Here is a 17,648-nt window from a genome sequence, read left to right on the forward strand (position 1 = left end):
TCGAAGAGGGCACGACAGACGCCTGTCGAGACCGGTGGGTGATCTTCCGGTGACCTACGACACCACGTCCTTGCGGGCGAAACCGCGGAAGGCCAGCGCGAACAGGACCAGGGCGTACGTTACGGAAATCGCCGTGCCCTGGATCATGCCGGACCACTCGGGTCGGGGCTGGACGGCGTCCGCCCAGGCGAACTGCCAGTGCGCCGGCAGGAAGTGGCGCCAGTCGCCGAGGGCGGTCACCGCGTCGAGGACGTTGCCGACGATGGTCAGGCCCACCGCGCCGCCGACCGCGCCGAGCGGCGCGTCCGTCTTGACCGAGAGCCAGAACGCGAGGCCCGCGGTGACCAGTTGGGACACGAAGACGTAGGCCACGACCACCAGCAGGCGCTGCGCCGCCGTGCCCGTGTCGAGCGAGCCGCCGGTGGGGATCTGGAGCGGACCCCAGCCGTAGGCGGCCGTACCGACCGCCAGCGCCACCACCGGAAGCAGCACCATCGCGGCCAGGCTGAGGCCCAGGCCGACCACGAGCTTGGACCACAGGAGGCGGGCTCGGGGCACCGGGGCCGCGAGGAGGTAGCGCAGGGAGGACCAGCTCGCCTCCGACGCCACGGTGTCTCCGCAGAAGAGGGCCACCGGGATGACCAGCAGGAAGCCCGCCGAGACGAACAGGTTCACCGCGGCGAAGTTCGCGCCGGACGCCGTGGCCGTGTCCATCAGGGTGATGCGGTCGCCGCCGCCGTCCGGCTCGCCGCCGATCGCGAAGGCGGCGACCAGCACGAACGGCAGCACGGCGAGGATGCCGAACATGACCAGCGTCCGGCGCCGCTTCAACTGGCGGACCAGCTCGACCCGGAGGGGCAGCGTACGGCCCGCCCGGTAGCCGGAGGCGACCTCGGTGCGCTCGGTGAGCGTGCTCATGCGGAGCCTCCGATCAGGGTGAGGAAGGCGTCTTCCAGGCGGCGGTGCGGGCCGACCGACTGGACGGGCACCTCCAGCCGTACGAGTTCGGCGACCAGGCGGGTCGCGCTGCCGTCGGCGTCGAGCCGGACCAGGAGCCCGTCGTCGGTGCGCACGGCCGAGGCCACGCCCGGCAGGGCGGCGACCTTCTCGACGACCGGCTCCTCCACGGCCGTGGGTGTGCCGACGAGCAGCGTGTCGCCGGAGCCGACGATCTCGGCGACCGGACCGGCCTGCACGAGGCGGCCGCGGTCCATCACCACGAGGTGGGTGCAGGACTGCTCGACCTCCGCCAGCAGATGGCTGGAGACGATCACCGTGCGGCCGGCGGCCGCGTAGCGGATCATCACCTCGCGCATCTCGCGGATCTGGGGCGGGTCGAGACCGTTGGTCGGTTCGTCGAGGATGAGCAGGTCCGGCAGGCCGAGCATGGCCTGGGCGATGGCCAGGCGCTGGCGCATGCCCTGGGAGTACGTGCGCACCGCGCGGGCCAGTGCGTCGCCGAGGCCGGCGATCTCCAGGGCCTCGTCGAGGTGGGCGTCCTCGGGCGGACGGCCGGTGGCCTGCCAGTACAGCTCCAGGTTCTCCCGGCCGGACAGGTGCGGCAGGAAGCCCGCGCCCTCCACGAAGGCGCCGACGCGGGAGAGGACGGGCGCGCCCGGGCGGATGGCGTGGCCGAAGACGCGGATCTCACCGGCGTCCGGCGTGATCAGGCCCATCAGCATGCGCAGGGTGGTCGTCTTGCCCGCGCCGTTCGGGCCGAGGAGGCCGAGGACCTGGCCCTTCTCGACGCGGAAGGACAGGTCCCGTACCGCGTAACGGTCCTGCGACCCCGCGTACCGCTTGCTCAGATCCGTGATCTGCAGCGGGACTTCGGCCAGCTCGGGGTCGGGCGCGGGGGTGGCGGTGCGGCGGCGGGCCGTCAGCAGCAGGGCCAGGGCGATGGCCGCGCCGGTCAGCGGCAGCCACCACACCCAGGACGGCAGCAGGGCCGCGGCGGTGCTCACACCGGGAGCCGTCGGCACCGACAGGTCGCCCTTCAGGGAGACCGTGTACGTCGCCGGGGCGGCCGGGGAGGCGTAGCCGAGGTCCGTGGAGGAGAGGACCAGGCGCAGGCGGTGGCCCTTCTCGATGCCGTAGTCGATGGCGGGGAGCGTGAGCGTCACGTCCTTGCCGGACCCGGCGCCCTCGACGCGCAGGGGTGTGACCAGCTGCGAGGGCAGCACCTGCTGGGTGCCGTCGGGGCCGACGTCGTAGACCTTGGCGAAGAGCACCGCGTCCTCGCTGGTCGACTTGACGTGGACGGTGGCCTTCGGGGAGCCGGTGATGCGCAGGTTGTCGGTGACCGGCGCCGACTGGAAGGCGGCGAACTGGCCGGGGAAGTCCAGGGAGATCCCCACGCCCAGCGAGGACAGTTGGGCGAGGCCGCCGGAGCCGCCGAGGCCGGGCAGCGCGGAGACGGCGGGTGGGTTGGCGCCGGCCGGGTTGGCGAAGCTCTGCTCGCCGCCGGTGAGCGGGATCGGCTTGCGACCGCTCTCCAAGCCGGGGTACGCGTCCGCACTCGCGCCCCGCAGCTGGGCCTGGCCGTCGGTGGAGTCGACGCCTCCGGTGCGGGTGACGCGGAAGGCCGGGCCCGTGGCGGCGCTCTTGTCGTCCTTGAGGTAGCGGTCGAACCAGGACACCACACGGTCCTGGATCCGGCTCGTCTCCATGTCGCCGCCGTCATGGCCGCCGGCGATCCAGTCGACGTCGACCGGGGCGCCATTGGCGCGGATGGCCTTCGCCGCCTGATCCGCCTGGCCGAGCGGGAAGAGGGAGTCGGACTGGCCCTGCACGAGGAGGGTCGGCACCTTGATGCGGTCGCCGACGGCGGACGGCGACCGCGCCTCCAGCATGGTGCGGGCCTGCGCGTCCGGGGTGCCGGACTCGGCGACCCGGTCGTACATCGCGCAGATCTGCTTCTCGAACTTTGCGCAGCCGCCGCCCGTGTTGACGAAGATGCCGGCCCAGAGCTTCTTGAAGACGCCGTTCGGGAACAGGGCGTCCGCGAGGTTCCAGTACGTGATCGCCGGGGCGATGGCGTCCACCCGGTCGTCGTGGCCGGCGGCCAGCAGCGCGATCGCGCCGCCGTAGGAGCCGCCCGCCATGCCGATCCGCGGGTCGCCGGTCTTGTCGAGCTCGACCTGGGGCTGCTTCGCCAGCCAGTCGAGCAGCCGGGAGACGTCGGCGACCTCGCCCTTCGGGTCGTTCAGCCCGATCCTGCCGGTCGACCTGCCGAAGCCGCGGGCCGACCAGGTCAGTACCGCGTAGCCGTCGCGCGCGAGGTTCTCGGCCTGCTGTCGTACGTCGTTCTTGCTGCCGCCGAAGCCGTGTCCCAGCAGGACGGCCGGGCGGCGGCCTGAAGTGCCGGACGTGAAGAACGAGGTGTCGATGCGTACCCCGTCTCCCATGTCCATGACCCGGTCGGCGCGGCGCACCTGCGGCGTGTCGTCGCCGGCGACGGCCGTCCATGTACCGGCACCGGCCAGGACGACGACGGAGGCCGCGGCGGCGATCCACCGGCGCGGCCTCCGTACGCGTCCTCGCAGTCCGGACAGTCGAAGATCCATGTTTCAACGGTACGGGGTGAAGCTGTCGGTCAGTTATCGACCGAGGGCTGAATCGCGGGCCCTTCCGTGGGGGTACGGCGGGCGGTTTGTCTACCGCGTTCGTGGTACGGCGGGCGAGAGTTCGGTCGGTTCTCTGGTCTGCCGGGTGCGGGTTCGTGGTGGCTGGTCGCGCAGTTCCCCGCGCCCCTAAAGGGGCGCCTGCTCGTCCGTCGGTATGGAGACCAGCCAGCGTGTGTGTCGGCGCGGGCGCAGGTAAAGGGCCCAGTACAGGGTCGCCACCCCCGTGATGCCGCCCGTCCACAGCAGGTACTCCGTCTCCTGCTGGCTCAGGATGTACACCAGGACCACGATCAGCAGGAGCGGCATCGCCGGCCACAGCGGCATGCGCCACGCCTGCCCGTGCTTGTGAGCGCCTCGGCGGGCCAGCAGCGCGGCCACCGCGACGAGCAGGTACATGCCGGTCACCGAGACGCCGGTGACGCCGTACAGGGTGTCGAGGTTGACGAAGCAGAGGGCGGCGCCGGGGACGCCGACCGCGAGGGTGGCGACCCAGGGGGAGCCGAAGCGGCCGAGCTTGGCGAGGACGGTGTTGACCGGCTGGGGCCAGGCCTTGTCGCGGGCCGAGGCGAACAGGACGCGGGAGTTCTGGATGACCATGACGATGCCCGCGTTGACGATCGCGAGAGCCACGCAGAGGCTGACGAAGGTGCCGACCGCGGTGTTGGACCAGGCGGTGACCATGGAGCTGATGTCGCCGCCGGTCAGTTCGGCGAGGTCCGAGGCGCCCAGGGTGATGGCGACGACCGGGACCAGGATGATCACGGCGGAGATGCCGAGGGTGGCGAGGACGGTGCGGGCGACGTTGCGGCGCGGGTTCTCCAGTTCCTCGGAGAGGTAGACCGCGGTCGAGAAGCCCTGGGTGACGAAGAGGGCGATCGCGAGCCCGGAGACGATCAGCAGGGCCGTGACGGTGTCCGTGCCGCCGTCCGCGCCGGCTACCTGCATCGAGACCAGGCTGTCCGGGCCCCGCTCGGCGTGGGCGAAGCCCAGCACCGCCACCACGCCCGCCGCGACGACCTCCAGGACCAGGAAGACGCCGGTGATCCAGGCGTTGGCGCGCAGGTCGAGCAGGCCGGCGAGGGTGGCGAGCAGCATGACGCCGGCGCCGGTCATGGCCGGGTCGAGGTGGACGATCGGGGCGAGGTAGTCGGCCGTGCCCATCGCGATCACCGGCGGGACGACCATGACGACCAGCAGGGAGAGGACGAAGACGAGCCAGCCCGCCAGCCGGCCGGCCAGCGTGGACACCATCGCGTACTCGCCGCCCGCGCTGGGGATCAGGGTGCCGAGCTCCGAGTAGCAGAACGCCACGGCGATGCAGAGGAGGGAGCCGATGGCGATCGTGAGGGCGGTGGCGGTGCCGAGCGAGCCGAACAGATCGGGGACGACCACGAAGAGCGTGGAGGCGGGCGTCACGCATGAGATGGTCAGCAGGGTGCCGCCGACGACCCCGATCGAGCGCTTGAGCTTCTGGGGGCTGTCGGGCGCCTCGACGACGGCGGTCTCGACAGGGCGGAGCGTGTCGGTCATACGGCGGTTCCGATCGACTCGGGCAGCGGATTGGCTGCATGGAACCCCGACGAAAACCGTCACGTCAATGCCTGTTTACCTACGGAATCCGTAGCCGCAAGGCGCTTTCGCTGATCATTTGAACATCAGAGGTCAGTCGGATGAGGCGTCTTGGCGCCCTACGGGAACCGCAGGGCGCCGAGCGAAAAAACCTCAGTGATTGCGCGGGAAGCCCAGGTCGACGCCGGAGGGGGCGTCGGCCGGGTCGGGCCAGCGGGTGGTGACGACCTTGCCGCGGGTGTAGAAGTGCGTGCCGTCGTTGCCGTAGATGTGGTGGTCGCCGAAGAGGGAGTCCTTCCAGCCGCCGAAGCTGTGGTAGCCGACGGGGACCGGGATCGGGACGTTCACGCCGACCATGCCCGCCTCGATCTCCAGCTGGAAGCGGCGGGCGGCGCCGCCGTCCCGGGTGAAGATCGCGGTGCCGTTGCCGAAGGGCGAGGCGTTGATGAGGGCCACGCCCTCCTCGTACGTCTCGGCGCGCAGCACGCACAGCACCGGGCCGAAGATCTCGTCCTGGTACGCCTTTGCCGTGGTCGGCACCTTGTCGAGGAGCGAGATGCCGATCCAGTGGCCGTCCTCGAAGCCGTCGACGGTGTAGCCGGTGCCGTCGAGGACCACCTCGGCGCCCTCGGCCGCCGCGCCCGTGACATAGGAGGCCACCTTGTCCCGGTGCGCGGCGGTGATCAGGGGGCCCATCTCGGAGGCCGGGTCGTTGCCGGGACCGATCTTGATCTTCTCGGCGCGCTCGCGGATCTTCTCCACCAGCTCGTCGCCGATCGAGCCGACCGCGACGACCGCGGAGATGGCCATGCAGCGCTCGCCCGCCGAGCCGTAGGCGGCCGATACCGCGGCGTCGGCGGCCGCGTCCAGGTCGGCGTCCGGCAGCACCAGCATGTGGTTCTTGGCGCCGCCCAGCGCCTGGACGCGCTTGCCGTGGGCGGAGGCGGTGGTGTGGATGTAGCGGGCGATCGGGGTGGAGCCGACGAAGGAGACGGCCTTGACGTCCGGGTGCTCCAGGAGGCGGTCGACGGCCACCTTGTCGCCGTGGACGACGTTGAAGACGCCGTCCGGCAGACCGGCCTCGGCGAGGAGCTCGGCGATCCTGATGGACGCCGACGGGTCCTTCTCGGACGGCTTCAGTACGAAGGTGTTGCCGCACGCGATGGCGATCGGGAACATCCACATCGGGACCATCGCCGGGAAGTTGAACGGCGTGATGCCCGCGACCACACCCAGCGGCTGCCGGATCGAGGCCACGTCCACCCGGCTGGCGACCTGCGTCGACAGCTCGCCCTTCAGCTGCACGTTGATGCCGCACGCGAGGTCGACGATCTCCAGGCCACGGGCCACCTCGCCGAGGGCGTCGGAGTGCACCTTGCCGTGCTCGGCGGTGATCAGCTCCGCGATCTCGTCGCGGTGGGCGTCCAGCAGCGCCCGGAACTTGAACAGGATCGAGGTGCGCTGGGCCAGCGAGGACTGGCCCCAGGTCAGGTACGCGTCCTTGGCGGCGGCGACCGCCGCGTCCACCTCGTCCACCGAGGCGAACGCGACCTTCGTGGTGACCGCGCCGGTCGCCGGGTCGGTGACCGGCCCGAACGTGCCCGACGCGCCTTCGACGGCCTTGCCGCCGATCCAGTGGTTGACGATCTTCGTCATGACCGGTTACTCCTTCACAGATGGCGGCGTCGGGTCGAGACGTGCCGTTCGTACAGCTCACGTGCCTTGACCGCCGACGCTCTGGTCGCGGTCTCGGCCACGGGAACATCCCACCAGGCCTGCGCGGGCGGCGCCCCCGACACTGTGTCTGCCGTTTGGGTCTCGACGTAGACACATGTGGGAGTGTCCGCGGCACGGGCCTGAGCGAGCGCCTCGCGCAGATCGCTCACGGTCTTCGCGCGCAGCACCCGCATGCCGAGGCTCGCCGCGTTGGCGGCCAGGTCGACGGGGAGCGGGAGCCCCGAGAACGTGCCGTCGTCCGCGCGATGGCGGTACGCGGTGCCGAAGCGCTCGGCCCCTGTCTCCTCCGACAGGCCGCCGATGGACGCGTACCCATGGTTCTGCACGAGCACCACCTTGATCGCGACGCCCTCCTGCACGGCGGTCACGATCTCCGTCGGCATCATCAGATAGGTGCCGTCGCCGACCAGCGCCCACACGGGCCGGTCCGGGGCGGCCATCTTCACGCCGATCGCGGCCGGTATCTCGTAGCCCATGCAGGAGTAGCCGTACTCCAGGTGGTACTGGTCCCGCGAGCGCGCCCGCCACAGCTTGTGCAGATCGCCGGGGAGGGAGCCGGCCGCGTTGATGATGACGTCCGACTCGTCGACGAGCGCGTCCAGGGCGCCCAGGACCTGCGGCTGCGTCGGCCGTACGTCGGGTTCGTCGGCCTCGTAGCAGGCGTCGACGCGGTGCTCCCAGCGGTCCTTGTCCTCGGTGTACTCGGCGACGTAGGAGTCGGCGACCCGGTGGGCGTGCATGTCCAGGGCCGCGGTCAGCTCCATCAGGCCGCTGCGGGCGTCCGCGATCAGCGGCATGCCGGCGAGTTTGTGCCCGTCGAAGGGGGCGATGTTGAGGTTGAGGAACCGGACGTCCGGGTTGCCGAACAGGGTGCCGGAGGCGGTGGTGAAGTCGGTGTACCGCGTGCCGATGCCGATCACCAGGTCGGCGGTGCGGGCGAGTTCGTCGGCGGTGGCGGTGCCGGTGTGGCCGACGCCGCCGACGTCCTGGGGGTGGTCGAAGCGCAGGGAGCCCTTGCCGGCCTGCGTGGAGGCGACCGGGATGCGGGTGACCTCCGCGAACTCGGCGAGGGCCTCCTCCGCGCGGCTGTGGTGGACGCCGCCGCCCGCGATGACCAGGGGCCTGCGGGCGGACCTGATCGCCCGTACGGCCTCGGCGAGTTCGGTCGGGTCGGCGCCCGGCCGGCGGACGACCCAGGTGCGCTCGGCGAAGAGGTCGTCGGGCCAGTCGTACGCCTCGGCCTGCACGTCCTGCGGGAGCGCCAGCGTCACGGCGCCCGTCTCGACGGGGTCCGCCAGCACCCGCATGGCGTTCAGGGCGGACGGGATCAGGGCTTCCGGCCGGGTGATCCGGTCGAAGTACTTCGACACCGGGCGCAGACAGTCGTTGACCGACACATCGCCCGCGTACGGCACTTCGAGTTGCTGCAGGACCGGGTCGGCGGGGCGGGTGGCGAAGATGTCGCCGGGGAGGAGCAGGACCGGGAGGTGGTTGATGGTCGCGAGGGCGGCGCCGGTGACCAGGTTGGTCGCGCCCGGGCCGATGGAGGTCGTCACGGCGTGCGTGGACAGGCGGTTCGACTGCCGGGCGTAGCCGACCGCCGCGTGCACCATGGCCTGTTCGTTACGGCCCTGGTGGTACGGCATCACATCGCCGTACTCGATCAGCGCCTGGCCGATCCCGGCCACGTTGCCATGGCCGAAGATGCCCCAGGTGGCTCCGATCAGCCGCTGCCGTACGCCGTCGCGCTCGGTGTACTGGGCGGACAGGAAGCGGACGAGCGCCTGTGCGACCGTGAGCCTCGTCGTCGAGGTCATCGGTAACCCTCCGTGTGGTCCGGGCGGAAGTGGATCCGCCACTCCCGTACGGCTGCGCCGCCCCGTACGACTCGACAGCGCGGGTCGGGGACCTCCGGCGCGGGGCCGTAGCGGGCGGGGAGTCTTCGCTCGCACTTCGCTCCTGCCAAAGCAAAGCGGCCACCCGCGCCGGAGGCGATCGGTGCGTCGGCGCTCCGCTGGGAGAGCCGACGGGGAACTACGGGTCGTTCAGGGCCGTCCACGTCCGCACGGCCGGGCCACGGGGCGACACGGCCTCGGGGCCCTGCGGGGCGGAACGTGCGGCTCGTGGTCATGGGGACCTCACAGCAGTCCTACGGCAGTGTCCACCGCGGCGGCAACGTCCCCGTCCGCGGGGTACAGCAACGAACGGCCGACCACCATGCCCCGTACGGTGGGCAGTTGGAGCGCGCCGCGCCACTTCTCGTACGCCCCCTCCTGGTCCTCGCCGACCTCGCCGCCGAGCAGCACGGCGGGCAGCGTGGAGGTCTCCATGACCTCGGCCATGTCGTCGGGGTTCTCGGTGACCGGCACCTTCAGCCAGGTGTACGCCGAGGTGCCGCCGAGGCCCGAGGCGATGGCGATGGACTTGGTGACCGCCTCCGCGGACAGGTCGTTCCTGACCTTGCCCTCGGGGGTGCGGTGGCTGATGAACGGCTCGACGAAAACCGGGAGTTGCCGCGCGGCCATGTCGTCGATGGCGCGGGCGGTGGACTCCAGCGTGGTGAGGGAGCCGGGGTCGTCGTAGTCGATCCGCAGGAGCAGCTTGCCGGCGTCGAAGCCGAGGCGCTGGATGTCCTCGGGGCGGTGGCCCGTGAAGCGGTCGTCGAGTTCGAAGCTGGCGCCCTGCAGGCCGCCGCGGTTCATCGAGCCCATGACGACCTTGCCGTCCAACGCGCCGAGGAGGAGCAGGTCGTCGAGGATGTCGGCGGTCGCGAGGACGCCGTCGACGCCGGGGCGGGACAGCGCCAGGCAGAGGCGTTCGAGCAGGTCGGCGCGGTTGGCCATGGCGAACTTGCGGTCACCGACGCCGAGGGCGCCGCGGGCCGGGTGGTCGGCGGCGACGATCATCAGGCGGCCGGAATCGCCGAGGAGGGGCCGGCGGGCGCGGCGCGCTGCCGCCTCCGCGACCGCTTCGGGGCGCTGGGTGCGCAGACGGACGAGTTCCGCGATGTCGACGGTCACTTGACGGCCCCCGCGGCGATGGCGGCCTCGATCTCGTCCGGCGTCGGCATCGCGGAGGAGCACTCCAGGCGGGAGGCGACGATGGCGCCGGCGGCGTTGGCGTGCCGCATGATCTTCTCCAGGTCCCAGCCGGCGAGGAGCCCGTGGCAGAGGGAGCCGCCGAAGGCGTCGCCGGCACCGAGGCCGTTGAGGACGTCGACGGGGAGGGGCGGGACCTCGGCCGACTCGCGCTTGCTGTTGACGGCGAGGACGCCCTTGGGGCCCTGCTTGACGACGGCGATCTCCACACCGGCGTCCAGCAGCGCCTGGGCGGCGGCCTTCGGCTCCCGGACACCCGTCGCGACCTCCACCTCGTCGAGGTTGCCGACGGCGACGGTGGTGTGCTTGAGGGCCTCGGCGTAGAAGGGGCGGGCCGCGTCCGGGTCCTGCCAGAACATGGGGCGCCAGTCGAGGTCGAAGACGGTCGTACCGGACTTGGCGCGGTGGGCGAGGGCCGCGAGCGTCGCCGTACGGCTCGGCTCCTCGCTCAGGCCCGTGCCGGTGATCCAGAAGATACGGGCGTCGCGGATGGCGTCGAGGTCGAGCTCGTGGGCGTCGATCTCCAGGTCCGGGGCCTTGGGCTGCCGGTAGAAGTACAGCGGGAAGTCGTCCGGCGGGAAGATCTCGCAGAAGGTGACCGGGGTGGGCAGGCCCGGGACCGGGGTGACCCAGCGGTCGTCGACGCCGAAGCCCTTCAGGGCCTCGTGCAGGTAGGTGCCGAAGGGGTCGTCGCCGGTGCGGGTGATCACCGCGGTCCGCCGTCCCAGACGGGCCGCGGCGACCGCGACGTTCGTCGCCGAGCCGCCGAGGAACTTGCCGAAGGACGTGACCTGCGGCAGCGGGACGCCGGTCTGCAGCGGGTAGAGGTCCACTCCGATCCGCCCCATGGTGATCAGGTCGTACGCCATCGCGTTCCCTTCGTATCGGCTCTCCCCGGCTTTGTAGTCCGCCGCACGCAGCCCTGTCAATGTTTTGTCCAGACATTCGGACCAGACCTTGACAGCGGGTTCCCGGTGCCCGGAGGCTGACCGGCATGACGTCGTTGTCACCTCAGTCGCCTTCTTCTGCTCTCTCCCGCATCCGCATCGGGTCGGCTCCCGACTCATGGGGTGTGTGGTTCCCCGACGATCCCCAGCAGGTCCCCTGGCAGCGCTTCCTCGACGAGGTCGCCGAGTCCGGCTTCGAGTGGATCGAGCTGGGCCCGTACGGGTATCTGCCGACCGATCCGGCCGTCCTCACGGAGGAAGTCGCGCGCCGGGGTCTCAAGGTGTCGGCCGGCACCGTGTTCACCGGCCTGCACCACGGCGCGGGCGTCTGGGAGAAGACCTGGGCGCACGTCGCGGACAACGCGGTGCTCGCGCAGGCCATGGGTGCGAAGCACCTCGTCGTCATTCCGTCCTTCTGGCGGGACGACAAGACCGGTGAGGTGCTGGAGCCGGACACGCTGACGCCGGAGCAGTGGCGGAACCTGACGTCGCTGACCGAGCGGCTGGGGCAGCGGGTGCGGGAGGAGTACGGGCTGCGGATCGTCGTCCATCCGCATGCCGACACGCACATCGACAGCGAGGAGAACGTGGTCCGGTTCCTCGACGGGACGGACTCCGACCTGGTGTCGCTGTGCCTGGACACCGGGCACTACGCGTACTGCGGCGGAGACAGCGTCAAGCTGATCGAGACGTACGGGTCGCGGATCGGGTACCTGCATCTGAAGCAGGTCGACCCCGAGATCCTTGCCGACGTGCGGGCGAAGGGGACGCCGTTCGGGCCGGCCGTGGCTCAGGGGGTGATGTGTGAGCCGCCTTCGGGTGTGCCCGCGCTGGGGCCCGTCCTGGAGGCTGCGCAGAAGCTGGACGTCGATCTGTTCGCGATTGTCGAGCAGGACATGTATCCGTGCGAGCCGGACGCTCCGCTGCCGATCGCCAAGCGGACGCGGGCGTTTTTGAGGTCGTGCGGCGCGTAGGGGGGCGCCTACCCGTCTGCCGATTTCCTGTAGTTGTGCGAGTGCGGGTTTCCCGTAGCTTGTCGCGCCCACGCGGCGGAGCCGCATATTGATACTGCCCCGCGCCCCTAGGCATGCTGCAGCATGGGGCGATGAGCAGTCCCGTGCGTGTGCGGGCGGGGCACGGAGCATGGGGTTCCTGGGAGGTCGCTCTCGCGCTGCCCCATCCCCGGCTGCGGCCCGGTGTGATCAGTTATCGCGGGGTGCGGCTCGCCTTCGAGCGGCCCCGGCGGCGGTTGGAAGTGCCCATCGGGGCGGCGACGTTGTTGCTCGGGTTCGACGAGCCCGTACGTATCACGCGCGCCGACCGTCCCCCGGACACCCTCGTCTCCGTCTACTGCGGGCCCACGACCACCCCTGCCGTCGGTGAGCACAGTGGCCGTCTCGCCGAGATCGAGGTGCTGTTGATGCCCTGGGCGGCGTTCACGTTGTTCGGGACACCGCAGTACGAGCTGGCCAATCGGACAGTCGATCCCGACGAGCTGCCGCACGCCCTGCACACACGCATCGCTGAACTCGCCGCCGCGCTGGCCGCGTTGCCGACCTGGGCGGACCGGTTCGGGCTGCTGGACGAGGTGTTCGCGCGGTGGTCGGAGGCGGGGACACCGTGTTCGCGTCGGGTGGTGCGGGCCTGGGCGGAGCTGGTGCGGACGGGTGGTGCGGTGCCGGTGCCGCGGCTCGCCGACGAGGTGGGGTGGAGCGTACGGCACCTGGAGAACCGGTTCCGGGAGCAGATCGGGCTCGGCCCGAAGGCCGCGGCCCGTGTGCTGCGGCTGCAACGGGCGCGCCGGCTGCTGGCGGCGGGGCGCGGGCAGGCGGAGACGGCGGCGGTCTGCGGGTTCTACGACCAGGCACATCTGAGCGGCGAGTTCAAGGCGATGACGGGGTGCACACCGCGCGAGTTCACGGCGGCGCGAGGGGTGCCGGCCGGAACACCGGCGTCGGACCGGCTGGCGGGCGAGGCGACGAGCCTTGTCCTCGCATCCGACCGCAGTGCGCATTTTTCCAAGACCCACGAGCTTGGCTGAATGCAGTCTGTGGCCCTCGGCGACCGAGCCACATGGAGACGGGGGAGCTGGTGGGCCGGACCCGGCGCAGCGGGTCCGGCCCACCGTCTGCCTGCGGTTGCCTGCGGCGCCTGGCCGGTTCGCGGTTGGCAAGGACTGGTGACTCGTGGGCGGCAGCCGGCACAGCGGTCAGCGGTATGGATTTGCCACACGCGCGTCACAAACTCGCCCTTCCCGTCACAGGTGTCACATGTACGCGAGCCTTGCGTCACACCTGCGCACAGCGCCTGCCCCTCCTCACTCTGTGTCGTTGACCGGACACAGGCTTTGTGATCGCCAGCGCAGCGCACCGGTCCCCCCGACGGCCGCCCCCGGTCGCCACCGCTGCGCGCGCGGGGAGGTGCAACTGATGACCGACCGAATGCTCTGGTCCTACAAGGAGATCGCGGCACACATCAAGGTGCAGCCGGACACCGTGCGGTCGTACCGCAAGCACGGGCTGCTGCCACCGCCCGACCATGTGGAGGGCGGCAAGCCCTTCTGGTACCCCGACACGGTCCGGGCCTGGGTGGCGTCCCGGCCCGGCAACCGCGGCCGAAGGACGGACTGACCTCCCGTGACACCGCCTGTGCCCCACCCTTCGCCGTGGGGCACAGTGGCCCCATGAACTTCTCCGTCCAGCCCACGCTCACCGGTGAGAAGACCGTGCTCCGGCCGTTCCGCGAAGCCGACGCCGAGGTCATGTGGGAGATCGTCACGGACCCCGAGGTCATGCACTTCGCCTTCGACCCAGGAACTGAGTTCACCCGGGAGCGGCTGCGGTCCTGGTACGGCTCCCGGTCCGAGCAGTCCGACCGCCTCGACCTCGCCGTCACGGACCGGACGACCGGTGAGCTGCTCGGCGAAGTCGTCCTGTGCGGTTGGGATCCGGACGCCCGCTGCTGCACGTTCCGCACGCTCCTCGGCCCCCGCGGCCGCGGCCGGGGCATCGGCACCGAGGCCACCCGGCTGATCGTCGGCCACGGCTTCGAGCAACTCGGCCTGCACCGCATCCAGTTGGGCGCCTACGGCTTCAACCACCGGGCCCTGCACGTGTACAAGAAGGTCGGCTTCCTGGTCGAGGGCGTGCGCCGGGATGTCCAGGTGCGCGACGGCGAGTGGGTCGACGAGATCCTCATGGCCATCCTCGCCCACGAGTGGGCCGCCCTCAGCTCCCCGGCTCGATGACGGTCACCCCCGCCCCCGCCCCCGTCCCGATCGCCGTCAGTGCCGACGGCACCGCGTCCAGCGGGATCGTCGACGTCACCAGCAGATCCGGCCGCAGCACCCCCGCCCGCACCAGCTCCAGCATCGGCGGGTAGGTGTGGGCCGCCATGCCGTGGCTGCCCAGGAGTTCGAGTTCGAGGGCGATCGCGCGGGCCATGGGGACGGGGGTCGTGCCGGACGTCGAGGGCAGCAGGCCCACCTGGATGTGGCGGCCGCGGCGGCGCAGACCGTTGATGGACGCGGCGCAGGTGGCGGGCGAGCCGAGGGCGTCCAGGGAGAGATGGGCGCCGCCGCCGGTCAGGGCGCGGACCGCGGACGCCGTGTCCGGCATGCTCGACGCGTCCACGCACTCCGCCGCCCCGAACTTCCGCGCCAGGTCCAGGGCCTGCGGTGAGACGTCCACCGCGACGACCCGCGCACCGGACGCCGCCGCGATCATCACCGCCGACAGGCCGACCCCGCCGCAGCCGTGCACCGCGACCCACTCCCCCGCCGCCACCCGGCCCTGCTGCACGACCGCCCGGAACGCCGTGGCGAACCGGCAGCCGAGCGAGGCCGCCGTCGCGAAGGACATGCCCTCCGGCACGGCGACGAGGTTCACGTCGGCGTGGTCCAGCGCCACGTACTGCGCGAAGGAACCCCAGTGTGTGAAGCCGGGCTGGGTCTGGCGCTCGCACACCTGCTGGTCGCCCGCCGCACACGCCCCGCAGCTGCCGCAGGCGCACACGAAGGGCACCGTGACCCGGTCGCCGGGGTGCCAGCCGGTCACCCGGTCGCCCACCGCCTCGACGACACCGGCGAGTTCATGACCGGGCACATGCGGCAAAGTGATGTCCGGGTCGTGGCCCTGCCAGCCGTGCCAGTCACTGCGGCACAACCCCGTCGCCTCGACGCGCACGGTCACTCCGTGGGGGGCGGGGTCCGGGTCGGCCACCTCACGTACCTCGGCCGGTTCCCCGAACCGCTCGAACACCACCGCGCGCATCGCTCACCCTCACCCTTTGAATGGTTCGGTCGCCTACGGGGCGCCACATGCCCTTCGGCTCCCTCACGGCCGGTGTCGTTGGCACAGTGCAGGTTGGTGGGCCCTTGCTGTCGGTCGTGCCATCGTCTTGCGGCCGTGGAGATCGTCATGTCCTGGTGAACGCTAGCCGTGCGCTCCTACCTTGTCCCGCTCCTCCACCGCGGCCGGCGTCGATGCGTCGCCCCCCTCGCTCACCCCGAACCGCTCATGGAACCGCCTCAGCGGCCCCGGCGCCCACCAGGTCGCCCGCCCCGTGAGGCGCATGACCGCCGGGACCAGGAGGCTGCGGACGATCATCGCGTCCATCAGCACCGCCAGGGCGATGCCGAGGCCGAGCATCTTGGTGTTGGTCACCCGGGAGGTGCCTATCGCGACCATCACCACCGCGAGGATCACGGCAGCGGCGGTGATCAGTCCTCCGGTGCGTTGCAGCCCGTGACGGACCGCCTGGTCGTGGTCGCCCGTCGTGTCGTACTCCTCCTTGATGCGGGAGAGCAGGAACACGCCGTAGTCCATCGACAGGCCGAAGGCGACGCAGAACATCAGCACCGGGAGGGTCGTCTCGATCGAGCCGGGGCTGGTGAAGCCGAGCAGGCCCGACAGATGGCCGTCCTGGAAGACCCAGACCACCGCGCCGAACATCGCCGTCAGGCTCAGGGCGTTGAGCACGACCGCCTGGATCGGTATCAGCACACTGCCGGTGAGCAGGAAGACCAGCAGCAGGGTGACGATCGCGATGAAGGCGGCCGCCAGGGGCAGGCGTTCGGCTATCGCGTCCTTGGAGTCGACCAGGACGGCCGCCGCGCCGGTCACCTCGGTGTCGAACGGCGCCTGTGTGGCGCGCAGTTCGCCGACCAGACGCTGGGCCGGGTCGTCCACCGCCTCGCCCTTCGGCAGCACCGTGAAGTACGCCGCGTCGCCCTTCACCAGCGGGCCGTCGACGCGCAGTACCTCGGGGAGCGCGGCGATCCGCTCCTTGTAGTCGGCGTACTGCGCCTGCGTCGCCCGGCCCTCGGCGAACACCTCCAGGCCGCCGCCGGGGCTGCCGGGGAAGCCGTCGCGGATGTGCTGCTGCACCACATGGGACTCGGCGCTCGAGGGCAGCTGGCGGTCGTCGGCGGTGCCGAACTTCACGCCCAGGAAAGGAAGTCCGAGCAGGACAAGGACGGCGGTGGTGCCCAGGGCGAAGAACGGGGCGCGGCGCATGACGAGGTTCGCCGTACGGGTCCAGGCCCTGCCCTGGGCGGCCCCCGCCGCCTGCCCGGACGGCTTCGGGCGCCCGCGCCGCAGCAGGCGGCGCAGGTCGAGGGAGTTGACCCGGTGGCCGAGCAGGACCAGTGCCGCGGGGAGCAGGATCAGCGCGGCCGCCGCGGCCAGCAGCACCACGGCGATCCCGGCGTAGGCGAAGGACCGCAGGAAGTACTGCGGGAAGAGCAGCATCGCCGCGAGGGACACCGCGACCGTCAGGGCCGAGAAGAGGACGGTGCGGCCGGCCGTGCGCAGGGTCGTGCCGACCGCCGCCAAGGGTTCGGCGCCGGTGGTGAGTTCCTCGCGGAAGCGGCGGACGATGAACAGGGCGTAGTCGATGGCGAGGCCGAGGCCGAGGGCCGTGGTGAGGTTCATCGCGAAGACCGACACGTCGGTGAACTCGGTCAGGCCGCGCAGCACCGCGTTCGTGCCGAGTATCGCGACGATGCCGATACCGAGGGGCAGCAGGGCGGCGACCGCGCTGCCGAAGACCATCACCAGCAGCACCAGGGTCACCGGCAGGGCGATCACCTCGGCGCGGGTCAGGTCCTCCTGGATGGTCGTCTGCATCTCGTGCCGCACGGCCACCGGGCCGCCGATGCTGACCTCCACCGGGCCGTGCGCGCCGCGGAACTCGGGCGCGAGGCGGTCCAGGGTCTCGCCCATCTCCTTCTCGTCGCCGGTGATACGGGCGGCGATCAGCGCCTCGTGGCCGTCCTTCGCGCGAAGACCAGGTGCCGTGGCGGTGTCGGCCTGCCAGTAGGAGCTGACGCCCGTGACGCCCCGTTCGCCGGCCAGACGTGCGGTGAGGCGGTCGGCCTCCGCCGCGACCGCCGGGTCGTCCACCGAGGCACGGCCGGAGTCGACGAGCAGCAGGAGGTTGGGCTGGGAGGCCGGGAACTCGCGCTCCAGCGCCTTGGTCGCGTAAGTGGATTCGGCGTCCGGGTCCTCCCAGCCGCCGGCTCCCAGCCGGTCCGCGACCCCGCTGCCCGCCAGCACGGCCAGGACGGTCAGCACCAGGGCCGCGAGTAGCGACAGCCTTGGGCGAGCGGTGACGAAACGGGTCCAGCCGCCGACACCGGGTGGGCTGTTGACTTCGGTCATGGTGCGGTG

The 17,648-nt window shown here is 71.4% G+C and carries 13 protein-coding genes and 1 pseudogene; 4 read left to right on the forward strand and 10 right to left on the reverse strand.

Annotated features, from left to right (window positions below; genetic code table 11):
* Nucleotides 1–54: 54 nt before the first annotated feature.
* The 8 genes and pseudogenes from ACQEV2_RS15285 to iolC form a co-directional block, all read right to left on the reverse strand.
* Nucleotides 55–918 carry an ABC transporter permease gene (locus ACQEV2_RS15285; protein ID WP_433040555.1) on the reverse strand — a complete coding sequence of 288 codons (864 nt, stop codon included), beginning with the start codon at nucleotides 916–918 and terminating at the stop codon, nucleotides 55–57.
* A complete protein-coding gene (locus tag ACQEV2_RS15290; protein WP_433040558.1) occupies nucleotides 915–3,566 on the reverse strand; it encodes a CocE/NonD family hydrolase in 2,652 nt (883 codons plus the stop codon). Before ACQEV2_RS15290 ends, ACQEV2_RS15285 begins: the two co-directional genes overlap by 4 nt.
* A gap of 186 nt (nucleotides 3,567–3,752) precedes the next feature.
* Nucleotides 3,753–5,156: an APC family permease gene (locus ACQEV2_RS15295; protein ID WP_433040561.1), complete on the reverse strand. Its 1,404-nt coding sequence runs from the start codon at nucleotides 5,154–5,156 to the stop codon at nucleotides 3,753–3,755.
* Nucleotides 5,157–5,348: 192 nt separating this feature from the next.
* The gene (gene mmsA, locus ACQEV2_RS15300; RefSeq protein ID WP_433040564.1) at nucleotides 5,349–6,851 is read right to left on the reverse strand and encodes a CoA-acylating methylmalonate-semialdehyde dehydrogenase; all 1,503 of its coding nucleotides are present in this window, start codon (nucleotides 6,849–6,851) and stop codon (nucleotides 5,349–5,351) included.
* A gap of 14 nt (nucleotides 6,852–6,865) precedes the next feature.
* On the reverse strand, nucleotides 6,866–8,749 hold the full coding sequence (gene iolD, locus ACQEV2_RS15305) for a 3D-(3,5/4)-trihydroxycyclohexane-1,2-dione acylhydrolase (decyclizing) (protein WP_433040567.1): 1,884 nt from the start codon (nucleotides 8,747–8,749) through the stop codon (nucleotides 6,866–6,868).
* An 86-nt stretch (nucleotides 8,750–8,835) separates the two neighbouring features.
* Nucleotides 8,836–8,946: pseudogene (locus ACQEV2_RS15310) on the reverse strand (5-deoxy-glucuronate isomerase); the annotation flags it as partial.
* Between the two features lie 124 nt (nucleotides 8,947–9,070).
* Entirely contained in the window at nucleotides 9,071–9,952 is an 882-nt protein-coding gene (locus ACQEV2_RS15315) for a Cgl0159 family (beta/alpha)8-fold protein (RefSeq protein ID WP_433040570.1), read from the reverse strand.
* Entirely contained in the window at nucleotides 9,949–10,899 is a 951-nt protein-coding gene (gene iolC, locus ACQEV2_RS15320) for a 5-dehydro-2-deoxygluconokinase (protein WP_433040573.1), read from the reverse strand. Before iolC ends, ACQEV2_RS15315 begins: the two co-directional genes overlap by 4 nt.
* A 125-nt stretch (nucleotides 10,900–11,024) precedes the next feature.
* On the opposite strand from iolC, the gene ACQEV2_RS15325 reads away from it, so the two are divergent.
* The 4 genes from ACQEV2_RS15325 to ACQEV2_RS15340 all read left to right on the forward strand — a co-directional run bounded on the left by ACQEV2_RS15325 (nucleotide 11,025) and on the right by ACQEV2_RS15340 (nucleotide 14,224).
* A complete protein-coding gene (locus ACQEV2_RS15325) occupies nucleotides 11,025–11,951 on the forward strand; it encodes a sugar phosphate isomerase/epimerase family protein (protein ID WP_433040576.1) in 927 nt (308 codons plus the stop codon).
* Nucleotides 11,952–12,082: 131 nt separating this feature from the next.
* Nucleotides 12,083–13,018 carry a helix-turn-helix domain-containing protein gene (locus tag ACQEV2_RS15330; RefSeq protein ID WP_433040579.1) on the forward strand — a complete coding sequence of 312 codons (936 nt, stop codon included), beginning with the start codon at nucleotides 12,083–12,085 and terminating at the stop codon, nucleotides 13,016–13,018.
* Nucleotides 13,019–13,406: 388 nt separating this feature from the next.
* Nucleotides 13,407–13,607, forward strand: coding sequence for a helix-turn-helix transcriptional regulator (locus ACQEV2_RS15335; protein ID WP_433040582.1), 201 nt, complete (start codon nucleotides 13,407–13,409; stop codon nucleotides 13,605–13,607).
* A 53-nt stretch (nucleotides 13,608–13,660) separates the two neighbouring features.
* On the forward strand, nucleotides 13,661–14,224 hold the full coding sequence (locus ACQEV2_RS15340; RefSeq protein WP_433040585.1) for a GNAT family N-acetyltransferase: 564 nt from the start codon (nucleotides 13,661–13,663) through the stop codon (nucleotides 14,222–14,224).
* Here ACQEV2_RS15340 and ACQEV2_RS15345 read toward each other — a convergent pair.
* Nucleotides 14,205–15,248: a zinc-dependent alcohol dehydrogenase family protein gene (locus ACQEV2_RS15345; RefSeq protein WP_433040588.1), complete on the reverse strand. Its 1,044-nt coding sequence runs from the start codon at nucleotides 15,246–15,248 to the stop codon at nucleotides 14,205–14,207. The two genes, ACQEV2_RS15340 and ACQEV2_RS15345, sit on opposite strands and share 20 nt — an antisense overlap.
* A 162-nt stretch (nucleotides 15,249–15,410) precedes the next feature.
* The gene (locus tag ACQEV2_RS15350; protein WP_433040591.1) at nucleotides 15,411–17,639 is read right to left on the reverse strand and encodes an MMPL family transporter; all 2,229 of its coding nucleotides are present in this window, start codon (nucleotides 17,637–17,639) and stop codon (nucleotides 15,411–15,413) included.
* Nucleotides 17,640–17,648 lie beyond the last annotated feature (9 nt).

This window comes from Streptomyces sp. CA-251387 (assembly GCF_050936625.1).
GTDB lineage: Bacteria > Actinomycetota > Actinomycetes > Streptomycetales > Streptomycetaceae > Streptomyces.